This window comes from Paraconexibacter sp., assembly GCF_059438195.1.
On the sequence record NZ_JBLKKY010000026.1, the window covers coordinates 26,379 to 52,952 of the forward strand.

Consider the following 26,574-nt stretch of genomic DNA (forward strand, 5'->3'; position numbering starts at 1 on the left):
ATGGAGCAGCGCGCCCCCTCCTCGATCCCGCTCGCCGTCGTGCTCCTCGCGTGCGTCGCCTTCGCCGCGGTCGCGCTCGGCGCGCGCGGAGAGGAGGACGACGCCCATCGCTTCCGCGTCACCGTCGGCGAGGCGACGAACGTCATCGAGGGTCAGGGGATCCGCCAGAGCGGCGTCGAGGTCGGGCGGGTCGCGGCGATCGAGCCGGTGAACGGCGGCCGCGACGCCGAGCTCGAGCTCGAGGTCGACGACGAGGCGTGGCCGCTGCCCGGCGGGACGACGCTCGAGCTGCGCTGGGGCGGCACCGCGAACTTCGGCAACCGCTACATCGCGATCCGCCGCGGCGACGGGCCGGGCGTCGCGGTCGAGGACGGCGGGCGCCTCCCGACGTCCGCCGTCGACCTCCCGGTCGAGTTCGACGAGCTCCTCACGCGCTTCCCGCAGGACGCCCGCGACGACCTCCGGCGCTTCCTCATCGAGGGCGGCGAGGCGATGGGCGAGAGCCGGGACGGGCTGCGGCGCACGCTCGACCGCGGTCCCGCCGCCCTCGAGGAGGCCGCCGCCGTCGTCGGGCAGGTCAACGCCGACCAGCGCGCGGTCCGCACGCTCGTGCGGTCCACCGACCGCGTCCTCGGCGCCGTCGACGCCGCGCGGCCCGACCTCCGGGCCCTCCTCTCGGGCGCGGGGCGGACGTTCGACGCGATCGCCGACGAGGCTGACGGGCTGTCGGGCGCGCTCGACGCGGCGCCGGCGACGATGCGCGCCACCCGGGCGACCCTCGCGACGACCGACACCGCGCTCGAGCGGGCGACGAGCGTCGTGCGCGCCATCGCCCCGGGCGTCACCGCGGCGCGGCGCACCGCGAAGCCGCTCGACGGCCTCCTGCGCACCGTCCGCGACATCGGGCCGGACGCGACGGCGACGCTCGCGACCGCCCGCACGGCCGCCCCCGATCTCGACCCGCTGCTCGCGAAGCTCGAGGGCCTCGGCCCGCGGTTCGAGTCGATCGGCCGGCAGGCGGTCGACAACCTCGAGTGCATCCGGCCGTACACGCCCGAGATCAACTCGTTCTGGACGAACTGGGGCGACTTCTTCAGCGGGACGGACGGCAAGGACAAGCTGATCCGCGCCCAGGTGCAGAACTACGCGCCGGCGTTCACCAACGTCTCGCCCTACGACGCAGGCGAGGCGAAGAAGCTCTTCACCGGTCTCGAGTACGGGTTCCCGCGGCCGCCCGGCACCCTCGCCGACCAGCCGTGGTTCCTCCCCGAGTGCGGGGCGGGGCCCGACGCGCTCGACCCGCAGAAGGACCCGGAGATCCGGCCGGCGCAGAAGCTGTTCGACATGCCGGAGCTCACCCCGGTCGTCCCGCTGCCGAAGGGGGGCCGGCCGTGAACCTGCGCTCCCTCGTCCTCACGCTCCCCGTGGCCGTCGTCGCGATCGTCCTGGCGATCGCCGTCGCCGGCGACGACCCCTACACCGTGTCCGTCCCGCTCGAGAGCGCCAACGGGCTCAAGGACGGCTCGGCCGTGCGGGTCGGCGGGCTCGACCGCGGCATCGTGCGCATGCGGATCGACGACGAGGACCGCGTCGTCGCCGACCTCGAGCTCGACGACGAGGTCGGCAAGGTCGGCAAGGACGCGACGATCGCGATCGTCGCCCAGAACTTCCTCGGCCTCAAGCGCGTCGAGCTCGACCCCGGCGACCCTCGCGACCCCGCGCCCGACGGCTTCGTCCTCGACGGCGCGCGCGTGACGACGCCCACCGATCTCGACCAGGTCCTCTCGGTCTTCGACGCGGACACGCGCACGCGGGCGCGGATCCTCCTGAGCGAGGCGGGCGCGGCGGTCGTCGGGCGCAAGGTCGACGTCGCGACGCTCCTGAAGGAGCTGCCGGTCGGGATGGAGCAGGCCGGCCCGGTCCTGCAGGAGCTCGCGACGACGGACGAGACGATGCGCGACCTCGTCGAGCGCAGCGACCGCTTCGTCGCGCAGGTCGCCGCCGAGCGCCGCGAGCTCACCGAGCTCATCGAGACCGTCGGCGACGCGGCCGGCACGGTCTCCGCGAAGCGCGAGGAGCTCGAGGCGACGCTCGTCCGCGCGCCCGCGACGCTGCGCGCCCTTCGCGCGACGCTCGCCGAGCTCGAGGCGGCGACCGTCGACCTCGGCCCCGCGGCGCGCGAGATCCGCGCGGCGGCGCCCGACCTCGTCGGCACGCTCGCCGAGGTCGACGGCTTCCGCCGGGCGGCCGACCCGACGCTCCAGGAGGCCACCGACGTCGCACCGCAGCTCACGCGGCTCGCGACCGGTGCGACGCCCGTCCTGCGCGAGGCGCGTGGAGCCGCCGGGAGCGCCGCGACGCTCGCCACCGAGCTGCCGCCGGTCACCGACACGCTCGACAAGAGCTCGGCGAACACCATCGCGGTCCTCGAGAACTGGTCGCGCGCGATCCAGTTCCGCGACCAGCTCGGTCACGTCTTCCGCGGCGAGGCCTCGTTCAGCCCCGACCTCCTCCTCACGATGGTCGACCGGCTGTCCGCGCGGGAGCGCGCGAGGAAGAAGAGGGCCCCGCGGCGGGAGCGCCCGGCGGCGCGGGCCCCGAAGGCCGACGGCCCGTCATCCGGCGCCGGGACGCCGAAGGCGCCGCGCCCGAAGGTCCCCGTCGTCGACGACGCGCTCGAGGCCCTGCAGCTCGACAAGACGGTCGACGACGTGACGAAGGGCGTCGAGGGGGTCCTCGGCGGGCTCACGGGCAAGACGGCCCCCGACGCCCGTCCCGTCCCGTCCACCGGGGGCTCCGGCCTCCTCGACTTCCTGCTCGCCCCATGAGGAGCCCGGGGCGACACCCGCGCCGTCACCGGCGCTACGACACCGAGCCGCCGCGCCGCGTGCTCGGCCGGGGGCTCGCGGTCGCGGCGCTCATCGCGGGCTTCGCGTGGCTCGCGACGACCTTCTACGACGGCGTGCCCCTGCGGGACTACCGCTTCGTCGAGGCGAGCGTGCCGCGCATCGGCAGCCTCATCGAGCACGACCCGGTCCGTCTCGGCGGCGTTCGGGTCGGCCAGGTGAAGACGATCGGGCTCGGGCCGGACGGCTCGAGCGAGCTGCTCCTGCAGATCGAGCCGGGCACGCGCATCCCCGCCGACAGCGGCATCCGCATCCGCGCGAACGGCCTCCTGGGCGCCCGTTTCGTCGAGATCGTCCCCGGCGAGAGCCCGGAGGAGCTGCCGCAGAGCGCGGTCATCGAGGGCGGCGACGACGCCCTCACGTTCGGTGCCACGGACGCCCTCGACACGTTCGACGACGAGACGCGCGGGGCCTTGCGGCCGATGCTCGCCGAGCTCGGGGACGGCTTCGCGGGCCGCGGCGGCGACGTCAACGACCTGCTCCGCATCGGCGCCGACGAGATCGGCCCGACGACCGAGCTCTTCCGCACCCTGCGCTCCTCGAGCGGGGCCGTGGGCCGGCTGCTGCCGTCGCTGCGCGACGGCGTCGGCCCGCTCGACGCGGAGCGCGAGGCGATCGCCGCGATGTTCCCCGCCGCGGCTCGGGCTCTCTCGCCGTTCGTCGACGAGCGCGACGCGACGCGCGCCACGCTCGACGAGGCGCCCGGCGCGCTCGGCGCCGCGACGAGCGGCCTCACGGCGGCCCGCCCGCTCGTCGCCGCGGCACGCACGCTCTCCCGTGAGACCCGGGTGACGCTGCCCGACGCGCCCGGCGGGCTGCGTGCCACGACCGCGCTCCTGCGCGAGAGCGACGAGCCTCTCGCTCGCGCCCGGGTGCTCCTCGAGCGCGTCGACCCGACCGTGCCGGCCGTCCTCGGCCTCACGAGGGCGGCGAAGCCGGTCCTCGCACCGCTCGCCGACATGCTCGACGACGTCACCCCGATGGTCCGCACCATCGCGCCCTACGGCTGCGACATCACGAACTTCGGCGCGGTGTTCCGCAGCATGACCGGCCTCGGGACCCGGGCGGGCGGCGGTCCGAACGGGCCGGCGATGCAGTTCCGCCTGCAGGCGGCCGCGCCGCTCCCCGAGGAGGCGCTCAGCGCGAAGGACACCACCGGGCTCTTCGTCCGCGACGGCTATCCCGAGCCGTGCGAGTACCTCGCGAAGCCGTACCCGATCATCGAGCGCCCGGTCGCGCTGCGGGGTGGGCGATGACCGGCCGCGCGCGCAGCCTCCTCGCGGATCGCGACGCCGCGATCGGCGTCGTCGCGGTCACCGTCGTGACGCTCCTCGTCGTCCTCGGGATGACGGGGGCGATCACCGCGCTGCTCGACCCGAAGGACACGCGGACCGTCCGCGCCGTCTTCGCCGACAGCCAGCAGCTGCGCGCCGGTGACGACGTGCGCATCCAGGGCATCGAGGCGGGGACGGTGACCGAGACGGAGCTGCGTGACGACGGTCGCAGCACCGTCGTCACGATGGAGGTCGAGGAGGACGCCGGCCCCCTCTACGCCGACGCCGGCGCGGTGCTGCGGTTCCAGACCCTCCTGGGCGGCAAGTTCTACGTCGATCTCGAGCGCGGCAGCTCCGCCCGCGGCGCGCTGGCGGGCACGATCCCGGCCGACCGCACCGATCGCCAGGTCGAGGTCGACGACATCGCCCGGGTCGTGCGCGGCGACACGGCCCGCGGGCTGCGCACGCTGCCGGTCGAGCTCGCGGACGCGCTCGAGGACGAGCGGGCCCCCGCGCGGCTCCTCGACGCGGTCGGCGAGATCGCCCCCGACGTCGAAGCGGGCGTCGGCGCGCTGCGCGGGATGGACGAGGACCGCGACCTCCGTGCCCTCGTCTCCGAGACCGCGAAGACCGTGCGGGCCTTCGACGCGCCGCGCGACGAGCTGCGTCGCGTCGTCTCCGGCGCGGCGGCGACCCTCTCGACGACCGGTGGCCGCGCCGACGCGCTGCGCGCCTCGCTGCGCCGCAGCCCGGGGACGCTGCGCGAGATCCAGGCGACGACGGGCCGCCTCGACCGGACCCTCGACATCGCGACGCCGATCCTCACCGACCTGCGAGCGCCCGCGGAGGACGTCGCACCGACCTTCCGCACGCTGCGCCCGGTCGTCGTCGACGCCGACGCGCTCGCGCGGCGCGCGGTCCCGCTGCTCGACGCCCTCCGGCCGGCCGTCGCGTCGATCGCCTCGACGGCGAAGCGCGGGCTCCCGCTCGTCGAGGAGCTCGAGCCGAGCCTCGCGCGCACCGACGAGACGATCCTCCCCTACATCGCCGAGAAGGACCCCGAGACCGGCAAGTCGACGGCGGTGATGATCGGCGGGACCTTCTCCGCCCTCGCGGCCGGCGCCGGCGGCCAGATGGACGCAGGCGGGCACTTCATCCGCTTCCCGGCGACGACCGGGAGCGCGCCGCTCAACTCGCTGCCCTGCCAGCTCTACATCAACAACCCCGACTCGGCGCAGATCGCGGCGTGCGGGGACCTCACGAAGGCTCTGCAGACGTACTTCTCCTACCAGCCGCTCGGTCCGACCCCGAACACGGCCGACGACCCGCGCACGGAGGGTGAGGGCTGATGGACGTCCGCAGGCGGCGCACCGACAAGATCAACCGCGCGCGCGTCGAGCTCGAGCTGCGCCGCGGCGCGCGACCGGCGCTCGTCGTCGTCCTCTTCGTCGCGATCGGCCTCGCGTGCGCGACGTACATCCTCACGAACGTCGCGCCGAACGCGCTGTCGAGCACGACGAAGGTGAGCTTCGCCGTCGACGACGTCACCGCCGTGCAGCCCGGCATCAACGAGGTGCGCTTCAAGGGCGTCCCCGTGGGCACGATCGACGAGATCGACGTCGAGGGCGACCAGCCGGTGCTGCGCGTCTCGGTCCGCGAGGAGCACGGCGAGATCTACCGCGACGCGAAGGCTCAGCTGCGGCCGAACACCGCCCTGCAGGACATGTACCTCGACATCGTCGACCGCGGGACGCCGCAGGCGGGGGTCGCCGACCCCGACGAGCCGCTCGCCCCGACGCAGACCGAGCTGCCGGTGAACGTGTCCGACGTCCTCAACATGTTCGGCCCGTCGCAGCGCACGCGTCTCGCGACGCTCCTCGACGACCTCGGGAACGGGCTCGACGACCGCGGCGAGTCGCTGCGCGACATCTTCGTCACGGTCATGCCGTTCGTCGACGCCGCCGGGCGCATCTCGCGCCAGCTCGCCGAGCGCGAGCCGCAGGTGCGGCGCCTCGTCCGCAACACCGCGACGCTCACGCGCGAGCTCGGCGCACGCGAGGAGCAGCTCCGCACCCTGCTGCGGGAGGGCAGCGCCACCCTCGACGCCCTGCAGAAGACCTCGCCGCAGCTCGCCGCGACGCTCGACGAGCTCCCGCGGGCGCTCGGCGGCATCGAGACGAGCTTCGCCGCGACGCGCGGCGTCCTCGACGACGTCGACGGCGCGCTCGTGTCGCTGCGGCCGGTCGTCGAGGTCCTCCCCGAGTCCCTCGGCGGGCTGAAGGGGCTCGGCGAGGACCTCGCGCCGGCGGTCGCCGCTCTGCGCGAGCCGGTCACCGAGCTCGTCCCGCTCGCCCGCGCGCTGCGCCCGCTCGCCGCCGACCTCGACGTCGCGGTCGACGCGCTCGCGCCGCAGATCGACACGATCGACAAGGTCACCCGCGAGCTCGCCGGGTGCAAGAAGGGCGTCCAGGGCTTCTTCCAGTGGAACGCCTCGATGGCGAAGTTCGGCGACGCGCGCGGGCCGATCCCGCGCGGCAACGTCGTCGTCGGCGCGCAGTCGAGCTCGCTCTTCAACGACCCGATGGAGTACGCGCCGCAGGCCTGCACGCCGGGCCGCGTCATCGGCGGCCGCGTCCCGACCGAGAAGGACTTCCGCTGATGGGCACGCCGATCCCCCGGTTCCGCGGGCACCTCGTGACCGTCGTCGTCGGGATGGTCGTCGCCGCCGGCGTCTTCCTCGTCTCGCTGCAGCTCGCCGGGGCGCTCGTCGACGGCAGCACGACGACCGTCCGCGCGATGGTCGCGACGTCCGCCTCGCTCGAGAAGGGGGCGAAGGTCGCGATGGCCGGGGCGCAGGTCGGGCGGGTCACCGGGGTGGAGCGCCGCGGCGCGGGGACCCTCGTCGAGATGGAGATCACGGACGAGCGGGTCGTCCCGGTGCCCGTCGACTCGCGCGTGACGCTGCGCCAGCGCACGCCGGTCGGCGAGAACTACATGGAGATCACGCCGGGCGGGTCCGACCGGTCGCTGGCCGAGGAGGACGTCCTCCCGATCACGCAGGCCGACGAGTACGTCGACGTCGACGAGATCCTCTCGGTGCTCCAGGGCGAGGCGCGGGACGACGCGCGCGAGCTCATTCGCGCCACCGGGTCCGCGCTCGACGGCCACGGGCGCGATCTCAACCGCACCCTCGGCGCGTCGTCGGGCATCGTCGACGACGGCGGGCGGCTCTTCGACCTGCTCTCCGAGGATCGGGCGCAGGTCGCGCGTCTCGTCGACCGGCTCGGCCGCGTGAGCGCGACGCTCGGCGAGCAGGGCGAGGCGATCCGCGTCACGGCGCGTCGCGGACTCACCGCGCTGCGCGCGCTCGGCGGGCGCGACGCGCGGCTCGCCGAGACGCTGCAGGAGCTGCCTGCGACGCTGCGCCAGGTGCGCGAGACGAGCGGGCTCCTCACGACGGCCTCACGGGCGGCGACGCCGGTGGTCGCGAACCTCGCGGGGACAGTGAAGGACCTGCGGCCGGCGATCCGCGCGCTGCGTCCCGCCGCCCAGCAGGGGCGCGAGGTCGTCGGCGAGCTCGGCGAGGCGGCGCCGCCGCTCACGACGACGCTGCGCCGACTCGAGTCGGCCTCCGGCCCGCTCGGGACGGCGATGCCCGAGCTGCACGAGACGATCTGCGAGCTCGCGCCGGTCATCCGCTACACGCGTCCCTACACGAAGGACGCGATCGCGACGATCATCGGCCTCGGCTCGGCGTCGAACAGCTACGACGCGGTCGGCCACCTCATCCGCCTCACGCCGATCGTCGGCGAGAACTCGGCCGCCGGTCTGCCCGACGACGTGACGAAGGCGTCGCACACCCTCCTGCGCGCCGGGCTGCTTCAGAAGAGCTCGCCGCTCACGTGGAGCCCGTACCCGAAGCCCGGGATCATCGGCACCGACGAGTCCTCGGCGGTCGGCAAGATGCTCGTCTCCGGGCCGAAGGCGCTCCGCGAGTCCGGCTACGTCTACCCGCGGGTGCAGGCGGACTGCTGAGCGCGGTCGGCCCGTGCCCGCGCCCCGCGGAGCACCTGCCCCGGGGAGCCCCCGCCGGGCCGAGAACTCAGAGCGTCGCGCTCGGCGCCACGGTCTGAGTTCTCGCGCGGTCGGGGGCCGGAGGGGTTCGGGCGAAGGGGCTAGGCCGGGGTGGCCGCCTTCGGCAGCCACTCCTCCGGGAGCACCGCCGGGACCGGCGCGAGCGCCTCGTGCGGGCGCGGGTAGTCCGGGAGGAGGCGCAGCGTCGCCTGGCCGCACGCGTGGGGCTCGATGATCGGGCGCAGGTCCTCGTGGGCCATGAGGAGTCGCAGCGAGGCGCCGACCTGGAAGTCCGCGGCGTTCGGCGTCTCGCCGCCGATGACGCCCTGCTCGACGAGCCGGTCGGCCTCGTCGAGGAGGCCGGGGAGGCGGGCGAGGTCCTCGCGGACCTGCTCGTCGTCCGCGCCGGAGATCCGGATCGCGAAGAGGTGCATCACCGGCACGAAGGCCTGCCCGGCGAGCGCCGGGGCCGGGAAGCCGACGACCTCGCGCGCCATCCACTCGCGCACCGCGTTGTGGCGCAGGCCGGCCCAGCGGAAGACGCGCCGCGCGATCGGCTGCAGCTCGTCGTGGCCCCAGCGCTCGGCGGCCTCGACCGCGGCCCGCGCGTCGGCGTCCTTCGGGTAGATGCCGGCGTCGGGGTAGTGGCGGTGCAGCTCCTGGGCGATCGCGATCGTGCCCTGGACGCGGCGGCCCTCGAGCGCGAGGGCGGGCACCGTCCACTTGTCGAAGCCGCGGGCGCGGACGTAGAGGCCGTGCATCCCGGGCAGGATGTGCCGGACGTTGTGGTCGATCCCGGTCGCCTCGAGCGCGAGCCTCGAGCACAGCACCGGGTGCGAGTGCTTCATTCCGTAGAGCGTCGCCGTCATGTTCTCTCCTCTCCCGCCTGAAGTGGCGCGTTCGCGCGATCCTATGGGACTCGTGAAGATCGCTCCGGGCATCCCTGCGCCCGGTTCCGGGAAGTGGTGGAGCAATGGGCCGATTCGCCGTCATCGCCGCCTCGCTTCTCGCGCTCGGCATCCTCGTGGTCTTCCCGCTCGCCTACGCCTCGGCGCGCTCGGACGAGATCGCCGACGGCGTCACCGTCTCGGGCATCGATGTCGGCGGGCGCACGGCGGACGAGGCGCGGGCGATCCTCCGCGAGCGGCTCCGCGATCCCGCGCGGCGCGACCTCGTCGTCCGCCATCCCGAGGAGAGCTTCACCCTCACCGCCGACGAGGCCGGGTTGCGGGTCGACGTCGACGCCGCCGTCGAGGAGGCGCTCGACCGCAGCGACGGCTCGCCGTGGAGCGAGACGTGGCGCGGCGTCTTCGGGGGCGAGGTCGACGCGGATGTCGAGGCGCCGCTCGAGATCGACGACGAGGCGGTCGGCGCCTTCGTGAAGCGGGTCGCGGACGACCTCGATCACCGTCCGCGCAGCGCGGACATCGACCCGCGCGACGGGACGCTCAAGGTCGTCTCCTCCGACGAGGGGTTCCGCACGGACCGCGAGACGCTGCTCTCCCGGATCGACGGCGCGCTGCGCGATCCGCGCAGCGCCGAGGAGATCGCGGCGCCCGGAGAGGTCCTCGAGCCGGCGACGACCGAAGCCGAGCTGAAGGAGGGCATCCCGGTCTACCTCATCGTCGATCGCGACGACTTCAAGCTGCGGCTCTACGAGGACCTCGAGAAGACCGAGGTCTACCGGATCGGCGTCGGACAGGCCGGTCACGAGACGCCGTCCGGCAGCTACGAGATCTCGACGAAGCAGGTGGATCCGACCTGGTACGTCCCCGACGAGCCGTGGGCCGGTGAGCTGCGGGGGCAGACGATCCCGCCCGACGACCCGCAGAACCCGCTCGAGGAGCGCTGGCTGGGCATCGCGCGCGGCGTCGGCATCCACGGCACCGACGCGCGCGACAGCATCGGCCGCCGCTCTTCGCACGGCTGCATCCGCATGCTCCCCGAGCAGGTCATCGAGCTCTACGAGGACGTGCCCGTCGGCACGCCGGTCTACATCTCCTGACGGGTCGGCCCGGCGTCGGCGGGGTAGGGAGGAAGCATGTGGCTGATGGACGTGCGGACCGCGCTCTGGCTCTACGGGGCGCTCATCGGCGCGGTCCTCCTCGCCGCGCTCACCGGGATCGAGACCTGGATCGCCCTGCTCCTCGGCGCGCTCGCCGGCGGCGCGATCGCGACCGCGGTCCTCGGGAGCGCGGCCGACCGCGCGGACGCGTGGCTGAAGACGCCGAAGGGCCCGCGGCGACCCCGGCGCTGAAGGCGCCCGCACGCGTCCTCGAACGTCGATCTGCACCCCGAGCCGCCTCGAACGTCGATGTGCACCCCCTCTGAGGGGTGACGATCGACGTTCGTGCCGCTGGGGGTGACGATCGACGTTCGTCCCGCTTCGGGGCGCCGGCGTGCGGCGGTACGCTGGACCGCGATGGCGACGGCGCCGACCGACACTCCGCTGCGCGCGCTCCTCGAGAGCGACGAGGCTCTCGCGCTGCGCGAGAGCGGCGAGCTGGTCCCCTACGAGGACGCGATGGCAGAGATGGCCGCGATGGTGCAGCGGCGGCGCGCCGGCGAGGCGCCCGACACGCTCTGGCTGCTCTCGCACCCGCGCGTCTACACCGTCGGCAAGCGCACGCCGGCCGAGCACCGACCGTCCCCGCAGTGGGGGATCCCGGTCGTCGAGACCCGCCGCGGCGGCAAGCTCACCTACCACTCGCCCGAGCAGGTCGTCGGCTACGTCGTCGTCCGCCTCCGCGAGCGCTACGACGTCGTGTCGCTCATCCGCCGCATCGAGGAGGTCCTCGTCGGCGTCCTCGGCGACCTCGGCATCCCCGCCGAGCGCCGCGACACCCCCGAGGGCTCCGAGCTCCTCACCGGGGTGTGGACGCGCGACACGAACCGCAAGATCGTCTCGATCGGCATGCGCGCCGCCGACGGCGTCACCTCGCACGGCTTCGCGATGGACGTCGACGCCGACCTGCAGCCCTGGACGTGGGCCGTCCCCTGCGGCATGCCCGACGCGGAGATGACCTCGGTCTGCCGCGAGCGCGCCGAGCACGATCTGCCGCCGCTGTCGCAGCAGGACGTCCGCGCCCGGATCGCGCGGGCCTTCGGAGCCCGTCCGTCCTGACGAAACTCACGCTGGGCGTGGGTTTCGTCAGGCGGGGTGAGCATTTCGTCCGGGCGATCGGGTTCGCCTCAGGCCTTCGCCCGCGCGCCCGCGAACGCCGCGATCCCGTCGCGGTAGCGCTGCGTCTGGCACACCGCGATCTGCGCGACGAGCTCCTGCTCGAGCGTCTGGCCGAGCGCCGGGGTCGCGGCGCCGTCGAGGATCCGCTTCGCGAGGCCGTTGGCCTCCGTCGAGCACGCGAGGAGCTTCTCGACGAGCGCGTCGGTCGCCGCGCGCAGCTCGGCGGCGGGGACGACCTGGTTGACGAGCCCGATCTCCTCGGCCCGCGGGGCGTCGACGAGCGCCGCGGTGAGGACGAGCTCCTTCGCGCGGCCGAGCCCGACGAGCGCGGCGAGCCGCGAGCACCCGCCGACGTCGGGGACCGCGCCGATCCGCGTCTCGGGGAGCCCGAGGACCGCGTCGTCGGCCGCGATGCGCAGGTCGCAGGCGAGCGTGAGCTCGAGCCCCGCGCCGACGCAGTGCCCCTGGATCGCCGCGACGACGGGCTTCGGGGCCTCCGCGGCGGCGTCGGCCGCCTCGATGAACGCCCGGCGGATGCGCCGCACGCGCGCCGGCTCGTCGAAGCCCGCGAGGGTCCCCGCGTCGATCCCGGCCGAGAACGTGGGTCCCTCGGCCCGCAGCACGACGACGTCGACGTCGTCGTCGGCGGCGGCCTCGCGCAGCGCCTCGCCGATCTCGGTGACGAACGGGACGCTGAGCGCGTTGCGCCGGTCGACGCGCGCGAGCACGATGTGGCGGACGCCGGGCAGCGGCGTCTCGATGCGGAGGAGGCTCGTCATGCCCCGAGTCTCGTCGCGCCGTCCGGCCCCGGGCTTGGCCGCGCGTCCAATCACGCCGGGCGTCGCTGGCCGCGGGCCCGAAATCTCCGCACGCGCCCCCCCGGCCGGGCTACAGTCGGGCGATGGGAGGAGTCGCCCAGACGGCGACCGTGGTCGCCGCGTGCGCCGAGCGTCTCGAGGCGGAGCTCGACGCCGTCGTCGGCCGCCTCAACGACGAGTTCGTCGCGGCGATGCCCGACTTCGCGCGTGACGAGGCGCTCGCCGAGGAGACGGCGGCGAGCGTCCGCGGCAACGTCGAGACGATCCTCGCCGTCTACCGCGGCGAGCACGCCGCCAGCACGGTCCGCATCCGGCCCGAGGTCGTCTCGCTCGCGCGCTCGTTCGTCCGCCGGCGCTTCTCGCTCGAGAGCCTCGTCCAGGCCTACCGCGTCGGCCAGACGATGTTCACGCGGCGCTGGATGGACGTCCTCGTCGCCGAGATCGAGGACCGCGACGTGCTCGTCGACGCGATCCGCTCCTCGACCGACGACGTCGCGATCTACATCGACCGCGTCGTCGTCGAGATCATCGGGGAGTACGACCGCGAGAACAGCGCGTGGCTGCGGCGCGCGGTCGCCCGGCGCAGCGAGGCCGTCGACCGCATCCTCCGCGGCGAGCCGACCGACGTCGACGAGGCCGCGCTCGTCCTCGGCTACGACCTCCGCGGCCACCACGCGGCGCTGCTGCTGCGCGCGACGGCCGACGGCGATCCCGACGCGGTCGGCATCGCGCTCGAGCGCCATCTGCAGCGGCTCGCCGACCGCCTCGGCGTCACCCGGGTCCTCGGCGTCCCCACCGGCGTCCGGTCGCTCTCGGCGTGGCTCGGCACGCCCGAGCCGCTCGCCGACGCCGCTCTCGTCGAGGCCGCCGAGGACATCCACGAGCCGGGGATCGCGGTCGCGGCCGGGACGTCGCTGCCCGACGTCGCCGGGTTCCGCCGCTCGCACGAGCAGGCGCTGCGCGCGCTCCGCGTCGCGGCGCACCGGCCGGGCGACCCCGCCGTCACGAGCTACGCCGCCTTCGACGTCCCCGCCCTCCTCTCGCACGACGACGTCGAGACCCGCGAGTTCGTCGCCCGCGCCCTCGGCGCCCTCGGCGAGCGCAACGCGAGCGCTGAGCGCCTGCGCGAGACCGTCCGCGTCTGGCTCGAGGAGGGCGGCAACGCGCGTCTCGCCTCCGAGCGGCTCTTCACGCACAAGAACACCGTCATCTACCGCGTGCAGCGCGCCGAGCAGCTCCTCGGCGAGCCGGTCCGCGACCGTGCGCTCCGCCTCCAGCTCGCGCTGCTCCTCGTCGACGTCTTCGGCGAGCAGCTCCTCCCCGACGACGCCTGACGCACCTCTTGGACGCCCGTCCAGGGTCGGCGGGGAAGATCGGACGAGACCCCAAGCGACGGCCGCGGGCGCCTCCCTAGCGTCGGCCCATGTCCACGACCGAACCCGCCCCGCGGGTCCTCGCGATCGACGCGGGCGGCACGATGACCGACACGTTCATCGTCGACGCGCGCGGCCGCTTCGTCGTCGGGAAGGCCCAGACGACGCCGCACGACGAGTCCGAGGGCTTCCTCGCCTCCGCCGTCGACGCGCTCGCCCAGTGGGGCACCACGCCGGCGCAGGGCTTCCCGCAGATCCGCTCCGGCGTCTTCAGCGGGACGGCGATGCTCAACCGCCTCCTCTCCCGCTCCGGCCTCGACGTCGGCGTGATCGTCACCGCGGGCCAGGAGGACATCCTCGTCATGGAGCGCGGCGTCCAGACCCACCTCGGGATGTCGTACGCCGACCGCCTCCACGTCGCGACGCACCACCACAACCCCGCGCTCGTGCGGCGCCGCAACGTCCACGGCGTCCGCGGCCGGGTGAACCTCATGGGCGCCGAGCTCATCCCGCTCTTCGAGGACGAGGCGCGCGCCGCCGCGAAGGAGCTCCTCGACGCGGGCGTCGACGCGATCTGCGTCTGCCTCCTCTACTCGTACCGCAACCCCGTCCACGAGCAGCGCGTCGGCGAGATCGTGCGCGAGGAGCTCGACGCGCGGGGGCTCGGCGACGACGTCCCGGTCCTCCTCTCGTGCGAGCTGTATCCGTCTCGCCGCGAGCTGCCGCGCCTCAACTCGACGGTCATCGAGGCCTACGCGGCCGAGCCGTCGCGGGCGACGCTGCGGGCGGTCGCCGAGCGCACGCAGGAGAGCGGCGCCGGCTTCGACCTCCGGGTCATGGCCGCCCACGGCGGCACGATCTCCCTCGACGCCCAGCAGCTCGGATCGACGCTCGTCTCCGGCCCGATCGGCGGCGTCATCGGCGCGAAGCACCTCGCCGAGCGCCTCGGCATCGACAACGCGCTGTGCAGCGACATCGGCGGGACGTCGTTCGACCTCGCGCTCATCACCGACGGCCGCCACGAGCTCGACGCGACGCCGCACATCGCGCGCTTCCTCCTCGGCGCGCCGATGGTGAAGGTCGACTCGGTCGGCGCGGGCACCGGCTCCTACGTCCGCTACGACCCGGTCTCGCGCCGCCCGCAGGCGGGCCCCGACTCCGCCGGTGCGCGCATCGGGACCGCGTGGGCCGACGGCGGCGTCGAGACGGTGACGGTCACCGACCTCGACCTCGTGCTCGGCCGCCTCAACCCCGACTACTTCCTCGGCGGCGACATCACGCTCGACCTCGACCGCGCGGCGCACGCGATCGAGCGCCAGCTCGCGCGGCCGCTCGGCCTCGGGGTCGAGGAGGCGGCGGCCGGCGTCGTCGACCTCTTCGAGGCCGCGCTCCTCACCGAGGCGACCGGGCGCATCCTCGGCCGCGGCTTCTCGCCCGCCGACTACACGCTCCTCTGCTACGGCGGCGGCGGGCCGCTCCACGTCGCGGGGTACACCGAGGGCGTCCCCTTCGAGGACGTCCTCGTCCCGACGTGGGCGGCGGGCTTCTCGGCGTTCGGGTGCGCGTGCGCGGACTTCGAGTACCGCTTCGACCGCACCGTCGACGTCCCGCTGCTCCCGGCCCATCCGATCGAGATGCGGCTCGGGTTCGCCCAGCTCGTCGCGCAGACGTGGGCGGCGCTCGGCGAGCGCGTGCGCGCGGAGTTCGCGAAGTCCGGCCACTCGCCCGGCGACGTCGTGCTCGTCCACGGCGTGCGGATGCAGTACCACGGCCAGCTCATCGACCTCGAGATCGACGCGCCGGGCGGCACGCTCGACACCGAGGCCGACCTCGACGCGCTCATCGCGGCGTTCGAGGCCGCGTACCGCGCGACGTACGCGCGCTCGGCGCCGTCGCCCGAGCTCGGCTACCTCATCACGCAGGCGATCGTCCGCGGCAGCGTCCCCGTCGAGAAGCCCACGCTCCCCGACGACCCGCTCGAGAGCGGGGCGCCGCCGACGAAGGGCACCCGCCGCGTCCGCTGGTCCAGCGGGCCGGCGACGAGCGACGTCATCGAGATGGACGACGTCCGCGCCGGTCACGTCGTCGAGGGGCCCGCAGTCATCGAGGCGCCCGCGACGACGTTCGCGGTCCCGCCGGGCCGCCGCGCGGTCCTCGACCGGCACCGCATCTTCCACCTCCAGCCGACGACCACCTGAGGAGACGACCGTGGCGATCATCGACAAGCCGACGCCGGTCCCGCAGGAGGCGGGCCGCGCGACGATCGGGGCCGACGGCCTCACGCTGAAGGAGATGCTCGAGGCCTCCGAGGAGCGCTTCGCCGCGACGGGCTTCTACCAGGGCCTCGAGCACCTCGAGCTGAAGTCCGCCGACCCGATCGCCTACGAGAAGCTCTTCTCGCGGGTGCGCGGCGGGCTCGTCACCGCGCGCGAGACCGCGCTCAACATCAGCGCGAGCCCGATCGTCCGCGAGCTCGGCGAGCTGTGCTTCGCGCTGTACACGCCGGAGGGCGACTCGGTCGCGCTGTCGACGGGGATCATCGTCCACATCCACACCATGAGCTCGGCGATCAAGTTCATGGTCCGAAACGGGTGGGAGGACAACCCGGGCATCCGGCCCGGCGACATCTTCGGCAACAACCAGCCGACGATCGGCGGCGTCCACCCGGCCGACGTCCAGACGTTCGTCCCGATCTTCGACCGCACCGACCCCGATCGGCCCGAGCTCATCGCGTGGGCGGGCGGGGTCTGCCACGTCATGGACATCGGCGCGGCGACGCCGGGCGGCGCGCCGATCGGCCCGACGACGCGCTACGAGGACGGCATCGACCTCTCGTGCGAGCGGATCGGCGAGGACGACACGCTCCACGCCGGCCACATCAAGCGCTGCGAGCTGATGAGCCGCTCGCCGCGCTCGTACGTCCTCGACGAGAAGACGCGGCTCGCCGGCTGCCACATGATCCGCGACGCCGTCGAGCGGCTCGTCGCCGACGAGGGCGTCGACCGCGTGCGGCAGTTCATGCGCGAGGCGATCGAGGACGGCCGTCGCGGCTTCAAGACCCAGCTGCGCACGATGACGGTCCCCGGCCGCTACCGCTCGCCGGGCTTCCTCGACGTCACCTTCGCCGACAAGGAGACGCTGCCGGCGCGGGCGCGGCGCGACTTCCTCATGCACGGCGCCTACGAGTGCGTCATCGGCGGCGACGGCCACTTCACCGTCGACTTCGAGGGCTCCTCGGCGTGGGGCTGGCACTCCATGAACGCGACGCGCTCGGGGGTGACCGGACTCATGTGGATCCAGTTCACCCAGACGCTCATCTTCAACGACAAGGTGAACGACGGCGCGCACCTCGCGACGACCGTCCGCACCCCCGAGGGGTCGTGGGCGGACCTCGGCGAGTCGGAGTGCTCGACCTCGGGCGCGTGGGGGATCCTCTTCCCCGCCTACACCGGCTACCCGCGCTCGCTCGCCCGCGCGCTGCAGGCGCGGGGCTTCGTCGAGGAGGTGATGGGCTGCTTCTCGACGCCCGGCAACGTGCTGCAGGGCGGCGGCATCGACCAGTACGGGCAGATGTCGGGCTTCATGAACTTCGAGGTCGGAGCGCAGGGGCAGGGGGCGAAGTACGTCCTCGACGGGCTCGACTTCGGGGCGGCGCCGTTCAATCCGGAAGGGGACATGGGCGACGCCGAGATGTGGGAGCTGCTCGCGCCGCTCGTCTACCTCGGCCGGCGCATCCGCCCCGGCACGGCCGGGTGTGGACGGCAGCGCGGCGGTTCGAGCATGGAGTCGCTCTTCCTCGTGAGCGGCACCCAGAACTACGAGCTGCAGAACATCCTCACCGGCGCCGTGTTCCAGTCGCCCGGGCTCTTCGGCGGCTACCCCGCGGCGACGAGCTACGTCCACACCGTCTACGGGGCGGACCTCCTCGAGCGCGCCCGCGAGGGCTGGCCCTACCCGCTCGGCGACCGCGACTTCGCCGACCCGCAGCTCCTGCAGGTCGGCGGCGACCACGTCCACCGCCAGGACGCGCTCACGACGATGCGCGCGGTGAAGGACGGCGACCTCTACCTGTCGGTGCTCAAGGGCGCGGGCGGGATGGGGGACCCGCTCCTGCGCGCCGAGGAGGCCGTGCGCCGCGACGTCGAGGAGGGACACCTCCTCCCGCGCGACGCCGAGCGCGTCTACGCGATGAGCGACCGCGCCGGCGCGCGGGCCCGGCGGCTCGAGCGCGCGCGGCCGACCCGCGAGTGGTGGGCGGAGGCCCGTGAGCGCGTCCTCGCGCAGGACTTCATCGAGCCGATCCGGATCATGTACGCCGAGTCGATGCGGCTCTCGCCCGCCTGGGCGGCGGAGCTCCGCGGGTTCTGGGACCTGCCGGAGGACTTCGAGATCACCGCCGAGACGCCGACGGTCGCGGCGCCGGGCGCGCAGCCCGGGAAGGTGAGTCCGCTCGAGGCGGCGCGCAGCTACCTCGGCTCCGCGGTCGCCTCCCGCGCCGACTGGGACGTCGACGACGCAGAGGTCCCGCCGCTCGGCCGCGACACGCTGCGCGCGCTCGTCAACGGGCAGCTCGGCCGCGCGCAGATCCGCGAGATCCAGTCGGGCTTCAAGGACGCCGCGCGCTTCGACGACTGGGTCGCGCTCCTGCAGTCCCGCGTCCCGTGGGACGACCCGATCGTCCTCCCCTACGGCGAGGGCCTCAACATCGTCCGCCGCCGCTCCGACGGCGCGCTCGTCGTGCGCACCGACGCGGGCGCGGACCTGGGAACCCATGAGGAGAACTGGAAGATGCACGCCGTCTGCCTCGTCCGCGACACCCCCGAGCTCATGCGGGAGGTGTATCCCGAGATGGCGCACCCCGACCCGTCGTGGATGGAGCTGCGCGAGTACTACTGCCCGATCTCGGGACACCTGCTCGAGGTCGAGGCGGTGCCGCCCGGCTACCCGGTCGTCCACGAGTTCCTCCCCGACGTCGAGGGCTTCTACCGAGGCTGGCTCGGACGGGAGGTGCCGCGATGACGGTCCAGCAGGCAGGCTCCGCCGAGCGCCTCCCCGGCCTCGGCGCCCGCACCCTCCCCGAGGCGTTCGCCGCGAGCGCGGCGCGCGACCCGGACGCGGTCGCCCTGCGCCGCGTCGGCGAGGAGGGCGGCATCACCTGGCGCGAGTACGCCGCCCGCGTCGAGCGGCTCGCCGCGGGGCTCGCCGCCCTCGGCGTCGGCCGCGGCGACACCGTCGCCTTCATGCTCGGCAACTCGCCCGAGCACCTCGTGCTCGACACGGCGGCGCTCCACCTCGGGGCGACGCCGTTCTCGATCTACCTCACGTCGGCGCCGAGCCAGATCGCCTACCTCCTCGGCAACGCGGGGACGAAGGTCGCGATCTGCGAGCGCGAGCTCGTCGACCGGGTCCGCGCCGCGGAGGTCGCGAGCGTCGAGCACGTCTTCACCGTCGACGAGCTGCCCGAGCTCGAGGCGCGCGGCGCCGTCGGCTTCGACCTCGCCGCCGCGGCGGGCGCGGTCGAGCCCGAGGACGTCGCGACGATCATCTACACGTCGGGGACGACCGGGCCGCCGAAGGGCGTCGAGATCACGCACGCCAACCTCCTGTGGGAGTGGACCGCGGTCGACGCGGCGCTGCCCGTGCGCGCGGGCGGGAGGGTCCTCTCCTACCTCCCGCTCGCGCACATGGCGGACCGCTTCGCCTCGCACTACTGCCAGCTCGTCACCGCGGCGACGGTCACCTGCGTCGACGACCCGAAGCAGGTCGCCGCAGCGCTGCCGGACTGCCGGCCGACCGTGTTCGCCGGCGTCCCGCGGATCTGGGAGAAGCTCCACGCGGCGCTCGCGGCGCAGCTCGGCGACGAGCCGCCGCCCGAGGCGGGGCCTGCGGTCCTCGCGAAGCTCGGCTTCGACGACGTGGACTGGGTCGCCTCCGGCGCCGCCCCGATCGCGGCCTCGACGCTCGCGTTCTTCGAGCGGCTCGGTCTCCCGGTGAGCGAGGTGTGGGGGATGAGCGAGGTCTCGTGCATCGGCACGGTGAACCCGCTCGACGACATCCGGGCGGGCACGGTCGGCCGCGCCCTGCCCGGTGTCGAGCTGCGCCTCGCCGACGACGGCGAGCTGCTCGTCCGCGGCCCGAACGTCATGCGCGGCTACCGGAACGACCCGGAGCGGACCGCCGAGGCGCTCGACGCCGACGGCTGGCTGCACACCGGCGACGTCGCGGCGATCGACGACGACGGCTACGTGCGGATCGTCGACCGCAAGAAGGAGCTCATCATCAACGCCGCCGGCAAGAACATGTCGCCGGCGAACATCGAGAACGCGCTGAAGAGCGCGAGCGGGCTCATCGGCCAGGCGTGCTGCATCGGCGACCGGCGCCCCTACAACGTCGCGCTGCTCGTCCTCGACCCGGACGCGGCCGCGGCGTGGGCGGCGCAGCACGGCCGCGACGACTCCTCGGCCGAGGCGCTCGCGGGCGACGCCGAGCTGCTCGCCGAGGTCGCCGCGGCGGTCGACCGCGCCAACGAGCAGCTCTCGCGCGTCGAGCAGATCAAGCGCTTCACGCTGCTGCCGGTCGACTGGCTCCCCGACTCCGAGGAGCTCACGCCGACGGCGAAGCTGAAGCGGCGGGTCATCGTCGACAAGTACGCGGGGGAGATCGAGGCGCTGTACGAGGGGTGACGGCACATGGCGATCGTCGACCACGAGCGCCCGGCCGCGCCGCCCCCGGTGCCGCGGACGGCACGGGCTCCGGCGCAGACCGCGCCGGGCCCGCTGCAGGCCGCCGTCGCCCAGGCGGGCGGCATGGCGGTGCTCCTCGTGCGCGCCCTGCGGGCGACCGTCTCGAGGCCGTCGGCGTGGGCCGCCGACTTCGTCCACGAGGCGGCGATCATCGTCACGCGCTGCTCGATCCCGCTCGCGCTCTCGGTCTTCGTGTTCGGCTTCGGCGCGATCGGCGTCCAGGCCGGCCTCGTCCTCGAGGCGCTCGGCGGCACCGACCGCACCGGCGGCGTCTACGTCACCGCCGCCGTCCGCGAGGTCGCCGGCTGGGTGACAGCGATGGTCGTCGCCGGCATCGCGGGGACGGCCATCACCGCGGACCTCGGCGCCCGCAAGACGCGCGAGGAGCTCGACGCGCTCGAGGTCCTCGCCGTCGACCCGCTCCGCGGCCTCGTCGTGCCGCGGATGCTCGCGATGGCGCTCATCACCCCGCTCCTCTTCCTCGTCGCCGTCGTCTTCTGCACGCTCTCCGGCTTCGTCACGGTCCTCGTCCTGTACGACACGACGATCGCGTCGTTCACCGCGACGTTCCAGGCGAACTTCACCGCCCCCGACCTCATCGGCGGCGTCATCAAGAGCACCGGCTACGGGGTCATCATCGCCGTCGTCTGCTGCTACAAGGGCCTGCACGCGAAGGGCGGGCCCGAGGGCGTCGGGCGCGCGGTGAACCAGGCGGTCGTCATCGCGTTCGCGGCCGTCTGGATCTTCAACTACGTGTTCACGTCGGTGCTCCTCGCGGTGTACCCCGAGCTCACGGGGCTGCGCTGATGGCCGCGCGGCAGCCCGTCCGCGACGGCGTGCGCGAGGCCGGCCGGCTCGCCGAGTTCGGCGTCGGCGCCGCGAGGTCGACCCGCGGCGTCTCCCATCACACCGCCGAGACGCTGCGCCAGGCGGGCATCCTCATCACCGGCTCGGCCCTCGTCGTCGTCGCGATGGTCTTCGTCATCGGGGCGCAGTGCGGCCTCTTCACCGCCTACTTCTCGAAGGCGTTCGGCGCGAGCGGCGCGACCGGCCTCTTCACCGTCATCTGCGACGTGCGGGAGATGTTCCCGTACATGTTCGGCTACATCATGGCCGCGAAGGTCGGGTGCGGTCTCGTCGCCGAGATCGGCTCGATGCGCATCTCCGAGGAGATCGACGCGCTCGAGGTCATGGGGTCGGACCCGATGCGGTTCATCGTCGCGACGCGGCTCGTCGGCGCGCTCATCGCGATGCCGGTCATCTACCTCATCGCGATGGGGGCCGGGACGCTCGGCACCTACCTCGTCGTCGTCTTCCAGGTCGGCGACGTCTCGTCGGGCGCGTGGCTCGCCGGCCACTTCGGGCCGATCCACGGCCTCGACGAGGACCTCTTCTCGCTGCTCAAGGCGATGATCATCGGGATCGCGATCGTCCTCGTCGGGATGTTCTACGGCTACAACGCGAAGGGCGGCCCGGTCGGCGTCGGCCGGGCGACGGCGCGGTCGATGGTCGTCAACCTCGTCCTCATCCACGTCATCGGCGGCACGCTGTCGATCGCGATCTGGGGGACCGACTCGCGGATCCCGCTCGGGGGCTGACGTGGGCGCGCGCGCCGCCGTCGCCGGAGCCGTCGCGATCGTCGCGGTCGCCGCGGTCCTCCTCGTGCGCGCCGCGGGCGACGAGCGGGAGATCCACGCGACGTTCGAGGGCGCCGTCCAGCTCGTGCCGGGCGCGCGGGTCACCGCCGCGGGCGTCGAGGTGGGGACGGTCGGCGAGGTCGCGCTGCGCGACGGGCTCGCCGACGTCACTCTCGAGATCGACGACGAGGGCGTGTGGCCGCTGCCGCAGGGCACGACGGCGGAGATCCGCTGGGGCGGCACCGCCTCGTACTCGAACCGCTACGTCGAGCTCACGCCCGGGCCCGAGGGCGCGACCGGCCTCGAGGACGGCGCGCGGCTGCCGACGACCGACACGATCACGCCCGTCGAGGTCGACGACCTCCTGAACGTCTTCGACGAGTCGGCGCGCCGCGGGCTCGCCGGGCTCGTCGACGGCGGCGCACGCACCCTCGGCGGCCGCGGCGAGGAGCTGCGCGACGGTGTCGCGGCCGGTGGCCCCGCGTTCGCCGAGGCGGCCGAGCTGTTCGACGACCTCGGCGCCGACACCCACGCGCTGCGCACGCTCGTCGCCTCCGGCGCGGGGACCGCCTCGGCGCTCGCTGCCGACGCGCCCGCGCTCCACGGCCTCGTGCGCGACGCCGGCGCGACGTTCGCCGAGATCGCCGCGCACGCCGACGCGGCGCAGCGGACGCTCGCCGATCTCCCGGGAACGCTGCGCCGCGCCCGCGCGACGCTCGGCCGGACCGATCCCGTACTCGAGCGGGCCGACGACGTCGTCGGCGACCTCCGGCCCGGGGGCCGGGAGCTGCGCCGCCTCGCCCGTCCGCTCGGCCGCGCGCTCACGACGCTGCGCGAGGTCGCGCCGCAGGCCGACGCGACGCTCGTCGCACTCGACGACGCCGCGCCCGCGACGACGTCGTTCCTCGACGCCGCGCGGCCGCTCGCCTCGCGGCTCGTCGGCGTCGTCGACCGCACCGCGCCGATGGTCGGGTGCCTGCGGCCCTACGCCCCCGAGATCGCCGGCTTCTTCACGAGCTGGTCGGGCATCGGGTCGAGCTACGACGCCCGCGGCAACTACGGCCGCGTCATGCTCCAGAACTTCCCGTTCCCGAACGTCATGCCGACGTCGGCCGCCGAGCTGCAGCCGCTCGTCCCCGGCCTCGGGTACGCGCGCATCCGCCCGCCCGGCTACGGCGCGCACACGCAGGACGGCGCGACGTGGCTGCAGCCGCAGTGCGGCGCGGGCGCCGACGGCCTCGACCCGACGACGGAGCGCGTCCCGTGATCGCGCGTCTCGCCGCCCTCGCCGCGGTCGCAGCGCTCGCGGTCGTCGTGCTCGCCGGGGGCGACGGGCCCGTCCTGCGAGCAGAGCTGCCGACCGCCGACGGCCTCCGGGAGGGCTCGGTCGTCCGGGTCGGCGGCGTCGACGTCGGCCGTGTCGCCGAGCTCGAGGTGACCGCGAGGGACACGGTGATGGCCCGGCTCGAGCTCGACGAGGCGCTCCCGCCGGTCGGCCGCGACGCCCGCGTGCGGATCCGCGCGGCGAACCTCCTCGGGGAGAAGTACGTCGACCTCGACGCGGGCGACGCCGCCCGCCCGCTCGGCGACGGGGCGACGATCCCGCCCGACCGCGTCCGCACCTCGGTCGAGATCGACGACGTGCTCGACGTCCTCGACCCGTCGACGCGCACGCGCCTCGCGATCCTCCTGCGCGAGGCGGGCATCGCGCTCGGCGGCCGCGGCGACGAGCTGAGGAGCGCGCTGCGACGCATGCCGCGCACGCTCGAGGACCTCGAGGCGCTCTTCGACGAGGTGGGTGAGGACACCGAGGCCCTGCGCGTCCTCGTCGAGCGCTCGGACCGCGTCGTCGCGTCGGTCGCCCGCGAGCGCGCCGGCCTCGGCGAGCTCGTCGAGACCGCCTCCGAGGCGCTCACGACGTTCGCCGACCGGCGCGAAGGACTCGGCGCCTCTCTGCGCGAGCTGCACCCGACGCTGCGGCGTCTGCGCACGACCCTGCGCTCGCTCGACGAGACCGGCGCCGCGCTGCGTCCCGCCGCCGACGGCCTGCGCGCGACCGCGCCGGCGCTCACCGCGACGCTCGACGCGCTCCCCGGCTTCACGACGGCGGCCCGGCCCGCGCTCGCCACCGCGCGTCGCGTCGCGCCGGCCCTCGGGCGGCTCGGCGAGGAGGGCGCGCCGGTCGTCCGCCGGCTGCGACCGGCGGTCCGCACGCTCGAGGGGCTCGGCCGCGACGCCGACGCGCTCACCGGGGCGCTCGACCTCGGCGCCGCCGACCTGCTCGGGACGATGGAGAACTGGGCGCGCGCGATCCAGCAGAAGGACGGCGTCTCGCACATCTTCCGCGTGAGCGCGTCGATCGACCCGACCGTCCTCGGGGCGCTGCGCGAGTACGTCGAGGGCGATCCCCAGCCGGCCCGCCGGCCGCGTCGTCCGCGCGCGCCAGAGAAGGCCGACGGCCCAGCCGAGGGCGACGCGCCGGCGCCGCGCCCGCAGAAGCCGACGCGCCCGTCGCTCCCCGCGCTTCCCGAGATCGCCCTCCCCGACATCGACCTCCCCGCGGTCGCCGACGAGACGCTGCAGACGACGGACGACGCCGTGAGCGGGCTCCTCGACTACCTCCTCGCGCCATGAGACGCCGCCGCTTCGGACCCCGCCGCAGCGTCGACGAGGCGCAGCGACCGGCGCTCCTCCTCGCGGGGGCGGCGACGCTCGCGCTCTGCGTCGTCGCCGTGTTCCTCGCCTTCGGCGCCGAGCGCGGCCTGCCCGGCGAGTCGTTCCTCACCGTCGAGGCGGAGCTCGCCGAGCTCGGCACGCTCGGGGCCGGCGACGACATCCGCATCGCCGGGCACCTCGTCGGGCGCGTCGGCGACATCCGGCTCGAGGAGGGCGTGCCCGTCGCCGAGCTCGAGCTCGAGGACGCCGCGCGGCCCGTGCCCGTCGACTCGACGGTGCGGCTGCGGCCGAAGGGCCTCCTCGGCTCGCAGTACGTCGAGCTGCGGCCGGGGACGAGCGCGCGCGCCCTCCGCGACGGCGAGGTCATCCGGCGTGACGAGACGTCGACCGCGGTCCAGCTCGCCGACGTCCTCGACGCGCTCGACCCCGAGCGCCAGGCGTCGATGCGCGCGACCCTCCGTGGCCTCGGCGGCGGGCTCGCCGGGCGCGGGGACGACGTGCACGACATGCTCGGCATCGCGCCCGAGGTCTTCGCGGACATCGCGCGGTCCCTCGGCCCGCTGCTCGCCCGTGAGGGGACGACCGCCCGCCTCGTCCGCAGCGCGGGCGTCTTCGCGGCGGCGGTCGAGCCGGTCCGCGAGGACGTCGCCCGCGGCTTCGCGGAGGGCGAGGCCGCGCTGCGGCCGTTCGCCGAGGCCCGCGAGGACGTCGGCGAGGCGCTCGCGGTCGCGCCCGGGGCGCTGCGCGCGACGCGCCGCTCGCTCGCGCGCACCGAGCCCGCGCTCGCCCGCGCGACGCGCTTCGCCCGCGCGGCCGCCAGCTTCACCGACGTCGCGCCCCGCGGCCTCGCCGCGCTCACGACCGTGCTCGACGAGGGCCGCGAGCCGCTCGGCGACCTCGACGACCTCCTCGACACCGCCGGGGACGCGGTCGGCCCGACGCTCGCGCTCACCGAGGCCGTCGACCCCGTCCTCCCGCGGCTCACGGCGACGCTCGACCTCGCGCGCGAGCCGTCGCGGATCCTCGGGCGCTACGGCTGCGACATCCGCGGGTTCGGCGCGAACTGGCGCAGCTTCCTCGGCTACGCGCCGGTCGGCCAGACCGGCCCGCTCGGCCCGCAGACGATCCTCCGCACCGGTCTCGGCTTCCCGAGCGGGCAGACTCCGAACACGGGACCGGGGATCGCGGCGGGCTCCGGCGTCGACGGCGCGCCCGAGCCGTGCCGCCCGAAGGGCGGGAGGCCGGGCCGATGAGGCGCCGCCGCGACACGTCGCTGCGCTCGGGGGCGATCGTCCTCGGGCTCATCGCCGCGGCGTTCGCCGTCGCGCTCGGCGGCGGCGTCCCGCTGCTCGGCGGCGACGGGGGGCGCACCGTGCGCGCGACGTTCACGTTCGCTCCGCAGCTCAACGAGAAGACGCCGGTCCGGGTCGCCGGGGTCGACGTCGGCCGGGTCGAGTCCGTCGAGCGCGCCGACGATGGGCGCGCCGCGCTCGTGACGATGCGGATCACCGACGACGAGGTCGCGCTGCACGACGACGCGACCGCCTCGCTGCGCTACCGCACGCTCCTCGGCGGCCGCTTCGAGGTCGCGCTCGACCCCGGGTCCCCGTCGGCGCCGAGCCTCGGCGACGCGCTGATCCGCGAGAGCCGCACGCGGCCGCAGGTCGAGCTCGACGACGTCCTGCGCGTCTGGGACGACGGGGCCGTCGAGGGCCAGCGCACGATGCTGCGCGAGCTGGGCGTCGCCCTCGAGGGCGACGCGGCGGGGCGGCTCGTCGACGAGCTCGAGCCGCAGCTGCGCCCGCTCGGCCCGGCGCTCCGCGAGCTGCGCGGCGTCCGGCCCGACGACCTCGCGGGCCTCGTCGCCTCCACGGCGCGGGCGATGCGCG

General features: G+C 74.8%; 21 protein-coding genes. 19 read left to right on the forward strand and 2 right to left on the reverse strand.

The genetic code is table 11. From position 1 onward, the window contains the following. From ACME2J_RS10810 to ACME2J_RS10835, 6 genes are read left to right on the forward strand one after another with little or no spacing between them, the layout of a single operon-like run. Nucleotides 1–1,395: an MlaD family protein gene (locus ACME2J_RS10810; RefSeq protein WP_495544923.1), complete on the forward strand. Its 1,395-nt coding sequence runs from the start codon at nucleotides 1–3 to the stop codon at nucleotides 1,393–1,395. Next, the gene (locus ACME2J_RS10815; RefSeq protein ID WP_495544924.1) at nucleotides 1,392–2,828 is read left to right on the forward strand and encodes an MlaD family protein; all 1,437 of its coding nucleotides are present in this window, start codon (nucleotides 1,392–1,394) and stop codon (nucleotides 2,826–2,828) included. Before ACME2J_RS10810 ends, ACME2J_RS10815 begins: the two co-directional genes overlap by 4 nt. After that, nucleotides 2,825–4,162 carry an MlaD family protein gene (locus ACME2J_RS10820; RefSeq protein WP_495544925.1) on the forward strand — a complete coding sequence of 446 codons (1,338 nt, stop codon included), beginning with the start codon at nucleotides 2,825–2,827 and terminating at the stop codon, nucleotides 4,160–4,162. The genes ACME2J_RS10815 and ACME2J_RS10820 overlap by 4 nt, the downstream gene beginning before the upstream one ends. Next, nucleotides 4,159–5,529 (forward strand): MlaD family protein, encoded by a 1,371-nt coding sequence (locus ACME2J_RS10825; RefSeq protein ID WP_495544926.1) that lies wholly within the window; start codon nucleotides 4,159–4,161, stop codon nucleotides 5,527–5,529. Before ACME2J_RS10820 ends, ACME2J_RS10825 begins: the two co-directional genes overlap by 4 nt. Further along, a complete protein-coding gene (locus tag ACME2J_RS10830; protein ID WP_495544927.1) occupies nucleotides 5,529–6,839 on the forward strand; it encodes an MlaD family protein in 1,311 nt (436 codons plus the stop codon). Before ACME2J_RS10825 ends, ACME2J_RS10830 begins: the two co-directional genes overlap by 1 nt. Continuing rightward, nucleotides 6,839–8,215, forward strand: a complete 1,377-nt coding sequence (locus tag ACME2J_RS10835; RefSeq protein WP_495544928.1) for an MlaD family protein — start codon at nucleotides 6,839–6,841, stop codon at nucleotides 8,213–8,215. Before ACME2J_RS10830 ends, ACME2J_RS10835 begins: the two co-directional genes overlap by 1 nt. A gap of 140 nt (nucleotides 8,216–8,355) precedes the next feature. Here the strand turns inward: ACME2J_RS10835 and ACME2J_RS10840 are convergent, their stop codons facing one another. Then, nucleotides 8,356–9,123, reverse strand: a complete 768-nt coding sequence (locus ACME2J_RS10840) for a glutathione S-transferase N-terminal domain-containing protein (protein WP_495544929.1) — start codon at nucleotides 9,121–9,123, stop codon at nucleotides 8,356–8,358. A gap of 104 nt (nucleotides 9,124–9,227) precedes the next feature. Here ACME2J_RS10840 and ACME2J_RS10845 point away from each other — a divergent pair, with 104 nt between their 5' ends. From ACME2J_RS10845 to lipB, 3 genes are all read left to right on the forward strand, one after another. Beyond that, nucleotides 9,228–10,259, forward strand: coding sequence for a L,D-transpeptidase family protein (locus ACME2J_RS10845; RefSeq protein WP_495544930.1), 1,032 nt, complete (start codon nucleotides 9,228–9,230; stop codon nucleotides 10,257–10,259). Nucleotides 10,260–10,304: 45 nt separating this feature from the next. Then, nucleotides 10,305–10,511: a hypothetical protein gene (locus ACME2J_RS10850; RefSeq protein ID WP_495544931.1), complete on the forward strand. Its 207-nt coding sequence runs from the start codon at nucleotides 10,305–10,307 to the stop codon at nucleotides 10,509–10,511. 165 nt (nucleotides 10,512–10,676) lie between these two features. After that, complete coding sequence (lipB, locus tag ACME2J_RS10855) at nucleotides 10,677–11,378, forward strand: lipoyl(octanoyl) transferase LipB (RefSeq protein WP_495544932.1); 702 nt, start codon at nucleotides 10,677–10,679, stop codon at nucleotides 11,376–11,378. Nucleotides 11,379–11,446: 68 nt separating this feature from the next. On the opposite strand, the gene ACME2J_RS10860 is transcribed toward lipB, so the two are convergent. Further along, nucleotides 11,447–12,217 (reverse strand): enoyl-CoA hydratase/isomerase family protein, encoded by a 771-nt coding sequence (locus tag ACME2J_RS10860; RefSeq protein ID WP_495544933.1) that lies wholly within the window; start codon nucleotides 12,215–12,217, stop codon nucleotides 11,447–11,449. A 122-nt stretch (nucleotides 12,218–12,339) separates the two neighbouring features. On the opposite strand from ACME2J_RS10860, the gene ACME2J_RS10865 reads away from it, so the two are divergent. From ACME2J_RS10865 to ACME2J_RS10910, 10 genes are all read left to right on the forward strand, one after another. Continuing rightward, nucleotides 12,340–13,590, forward strand: coding sequence for a PucR family transcriptional regulator (locus ACME2J_RS10865; protein ID WP_495544934.1), 1,251 nt, complete (start codon nucleotides 12,340–12,342; stop codon nucleotides 13,588–13,590). Between the two features lie 89 nt (nucleotides 13,591–13,679). Further along, nucleotides 13,680–15,827 (forward strand): hydantoinase/oxoprolinase family protein, encoded by a 2,148-nt coding sequence (locus ACME2J_RS10870; RefSeq protein ID WP_495544935.1) that lies wholly within the window; start codon nucleotides 13,680–13,682, stop codon nucleotides 15,825–15,827. Between the two features lie 10 nt (nucleotides 15,828–15,837). Further along, nucleotides 15,838–18,648: a hydantoinase B/oxoprolinase family protein gene (locus tag ACME2J_RS10875; protein WP_495544936.1), complete on the forward strand. Its 2,811-nt coding sequence runs from the start codon at nucleotides 15,838–15,840 to the stop codon at nucleotides 18,646–18,648. Next, entirely contained in the window at nucleotides 18,645–20,312 is a 1,668-nt protein-coding gene (locus ACME2J_RS10880; RefSeq protein WP_495544937.1) for an AMP-dependent synthetase/ligase, read from the forward strand. Before ACME2J_RS10875 ends, ACME2J_RS10880 begins: the two co-directional genes overlap by 4 nt. Before the next feature lie 6 nt (nucleotides 20,313–20,318). Continuing rightward, complete coding sequence (locus tag ACME2J_RS10885; protein ID WP_495544938.1) at nucleotides 20,319–21,179, forward strand: MlaE family ABC transporter permease; 861 nt, start codon at nucleotides 20,319–20,321, stop codon at nucleotides 21,177–21,179. Then, nucleotides 21,179–21,970, forward strand: a complete 792-nt coding sequence (locus ACME2J_RS10890; protein WP_495544939.1) for an MlaE family ABC transporter permease — start codon at nucleotides 21,179–21,181, stop codon at nucleotides 21,968–21,970. Before ACME2J_RS10885 ends, ACME2J_RS10890 begins: the two co-directional genes overlap by 1 nt. A 1-nt stretch (nucleotide 21,971) precedes the next feature. Then, nucleotides 21,972–23,276, forward strand: a complete 1,305-nt coding sequence (locus tag ACME2J_RS10895) for an MlaD family protein (RefSeq protein WP_495544940.1) — start codon at nucleotides 21,972–21,974, stop codon at nucleotides 23,274–23,276. Beyond that, nucleotides 23,273–24,643: an MlaD family protein gene (locus tag ACME2J_RS10900; RefSeq protein ID WP_495544941.1), complete on the forward strand. Its 1,371-nt coding sequence runs from the start codon at nucleotides 23,273–23,275 to the stop codon at nucleotides 24,641–24,643. Before ACME2J_RS10895 ends, ACME2J_RS10900 begins: the two co-directional genes overlap by 4 nt. Beyond that, on the forward strand, nucleotides 24,640–25,938 hold the full coding sequence (locus ACME2J_RS10905; protein ID WP_495544942.1) for an MlaD family protein: 1,299 nt from the start codon (nucleotides 24,640–24,642) through the stop codon (nucleotides 25,936–25,938). Before ACME2J_RS10900 ends, ACME2J_RS10905 begins: the two co-directional genes overlap by 4 nt. Then, the coding region (locus ACME2J_RS10910) for an MlaD family protein (protein ID WP_495544943.1) at nucleotides 25,935–26,574 on the forward strand (640 nt) is incomplete at its 3' end. The genes ACME2J_RS10905 and ACME2J_RS10910, both read left to right, overlap by 4 nt.

What these genes read in the sequence shown, in the direction of transcription:
- ACME2J_RS10810 (WP_495544923.1), top strand. Translation starts at nt 1, where the DNA reads ATGGAGCAGCGCGCCCCCTCCTCGATCCCGCTCGCCGTCGTGCTCCTC.
- ACME2J_RS10820 (WP_495544925.1), top strand. Translation starts at nt 2,825, where the DNA reads ATGAGGAGCCCGGGGCGACACCCGCGCCGTCACCGGCGCTACGACACC.
- ACME2J_RS10825 (WP_495544926.1), top strand. Translation starts at nt 4,159, where the DNA reads ATGACCGGCCGCGCGCGCAGCCTCCTCGCGGATCGCGACGCCGCGATC.
- ACME2J_RS10830 (WP_495544927.1), top strand. Translation starts at nt 5,529, where the DNA reads ATGGACGTCCGCAGGCGGCGCACCGACAAGATCAACCGCGCGCGCGTC.
- ACME2J_RS10835 (WP_495544928.1), top strand. Translation starts at nt 6,839, where the DNA reads ATGGGCACGCCGATCCCCCGGTTCCGCGGGCACCTCGTGACCGTCGTC.
- ACME2J_RS10840 (WP_495544929.1), bottom strand. Translation starts at nt 9,123, where the DNA reads ATGACGGCGACGCTCTACGGAATGAAGCACTCGCACCCGGTGCTGTGC.
- ACME2J_RS10845 (WP_495544930.1), top strand. Translation starts at nt 9,228, where the DNA reads ATGGGCCGATTCGCCGTCATCGCCGCCTCGCTTCTCGCGCTCGGCATC.
- ACME2J_RS10850 (WP_495544931.1), top strand. Translation starts at nt 10,305, where the DNA reads ATGGACGTGCGGACCGCGCTCTGGCTCTACGGGGCGCTCATCGGCGCG.
- lipB (WP_495544932.1), top strand. Translation starts at nt 10,677, where the DNA reads ATGGCGACGGCGCCGACCGACACTCCGCTGCGCGCGCTCCTCGAGAGC.
- ACME2J_RS10860 (WP_495544933.1), bottom strand. Translation starts at nt 12,217, where the DNA reads ATGACGAGCCTCCTCCGCATCGAGACGCCGCTGCCCGGCGTCCGCCAC.
- ACME2J_RS10865 (WP_495544934.1), top strand. Translation starts at nt 12,340, where the DNA reads ATGGGAGGAGTCGCCCAGACGGCGACCGTGGTCGCCGCGTGCGCCGAG.
- ACME2J_RS10870 (WP_495544935.1), top strand. Translation starts at nt 13,680, where the DNA reads ATGTCCACGACCGAACCCGCCCCGCGGGTCCTCGCGATCGACGCGGGC.
- ACME2J_RS10880 (WP_495544937.1), top strand. Translation starts at nt 18,645, where the DNA reads ATGACGGTCCAGCAGGCAGGCTCCGCCGAGCGCCTCCCCGGCCTCGGC.
- ACME2J_RS10885 (WP_495544938.1), top strand. Translation starts at nt 20,319, where the DNA reads ATGGCGATCGTCGACCACGAGCGCCCGGCCGCGCCGCCCCCGGTGCCG.
- ACME2J_RS10890 (WP_495544939.1), top strand. Translation starts at nt 21,179, where the DNA reads ATGGCCGCGCGGCAGCCCGTCCGCGACGGCGTGCGCGAGGCCGGCCGG.
- ACME2J_RS10905 (WP_495544942.1), top strand. Translation starts at nt 24,640, where the DNA reads ATGAGACGCCGCCGCTTCGGACCCCGCCGCAGCGTCGACGAGGCGCAG.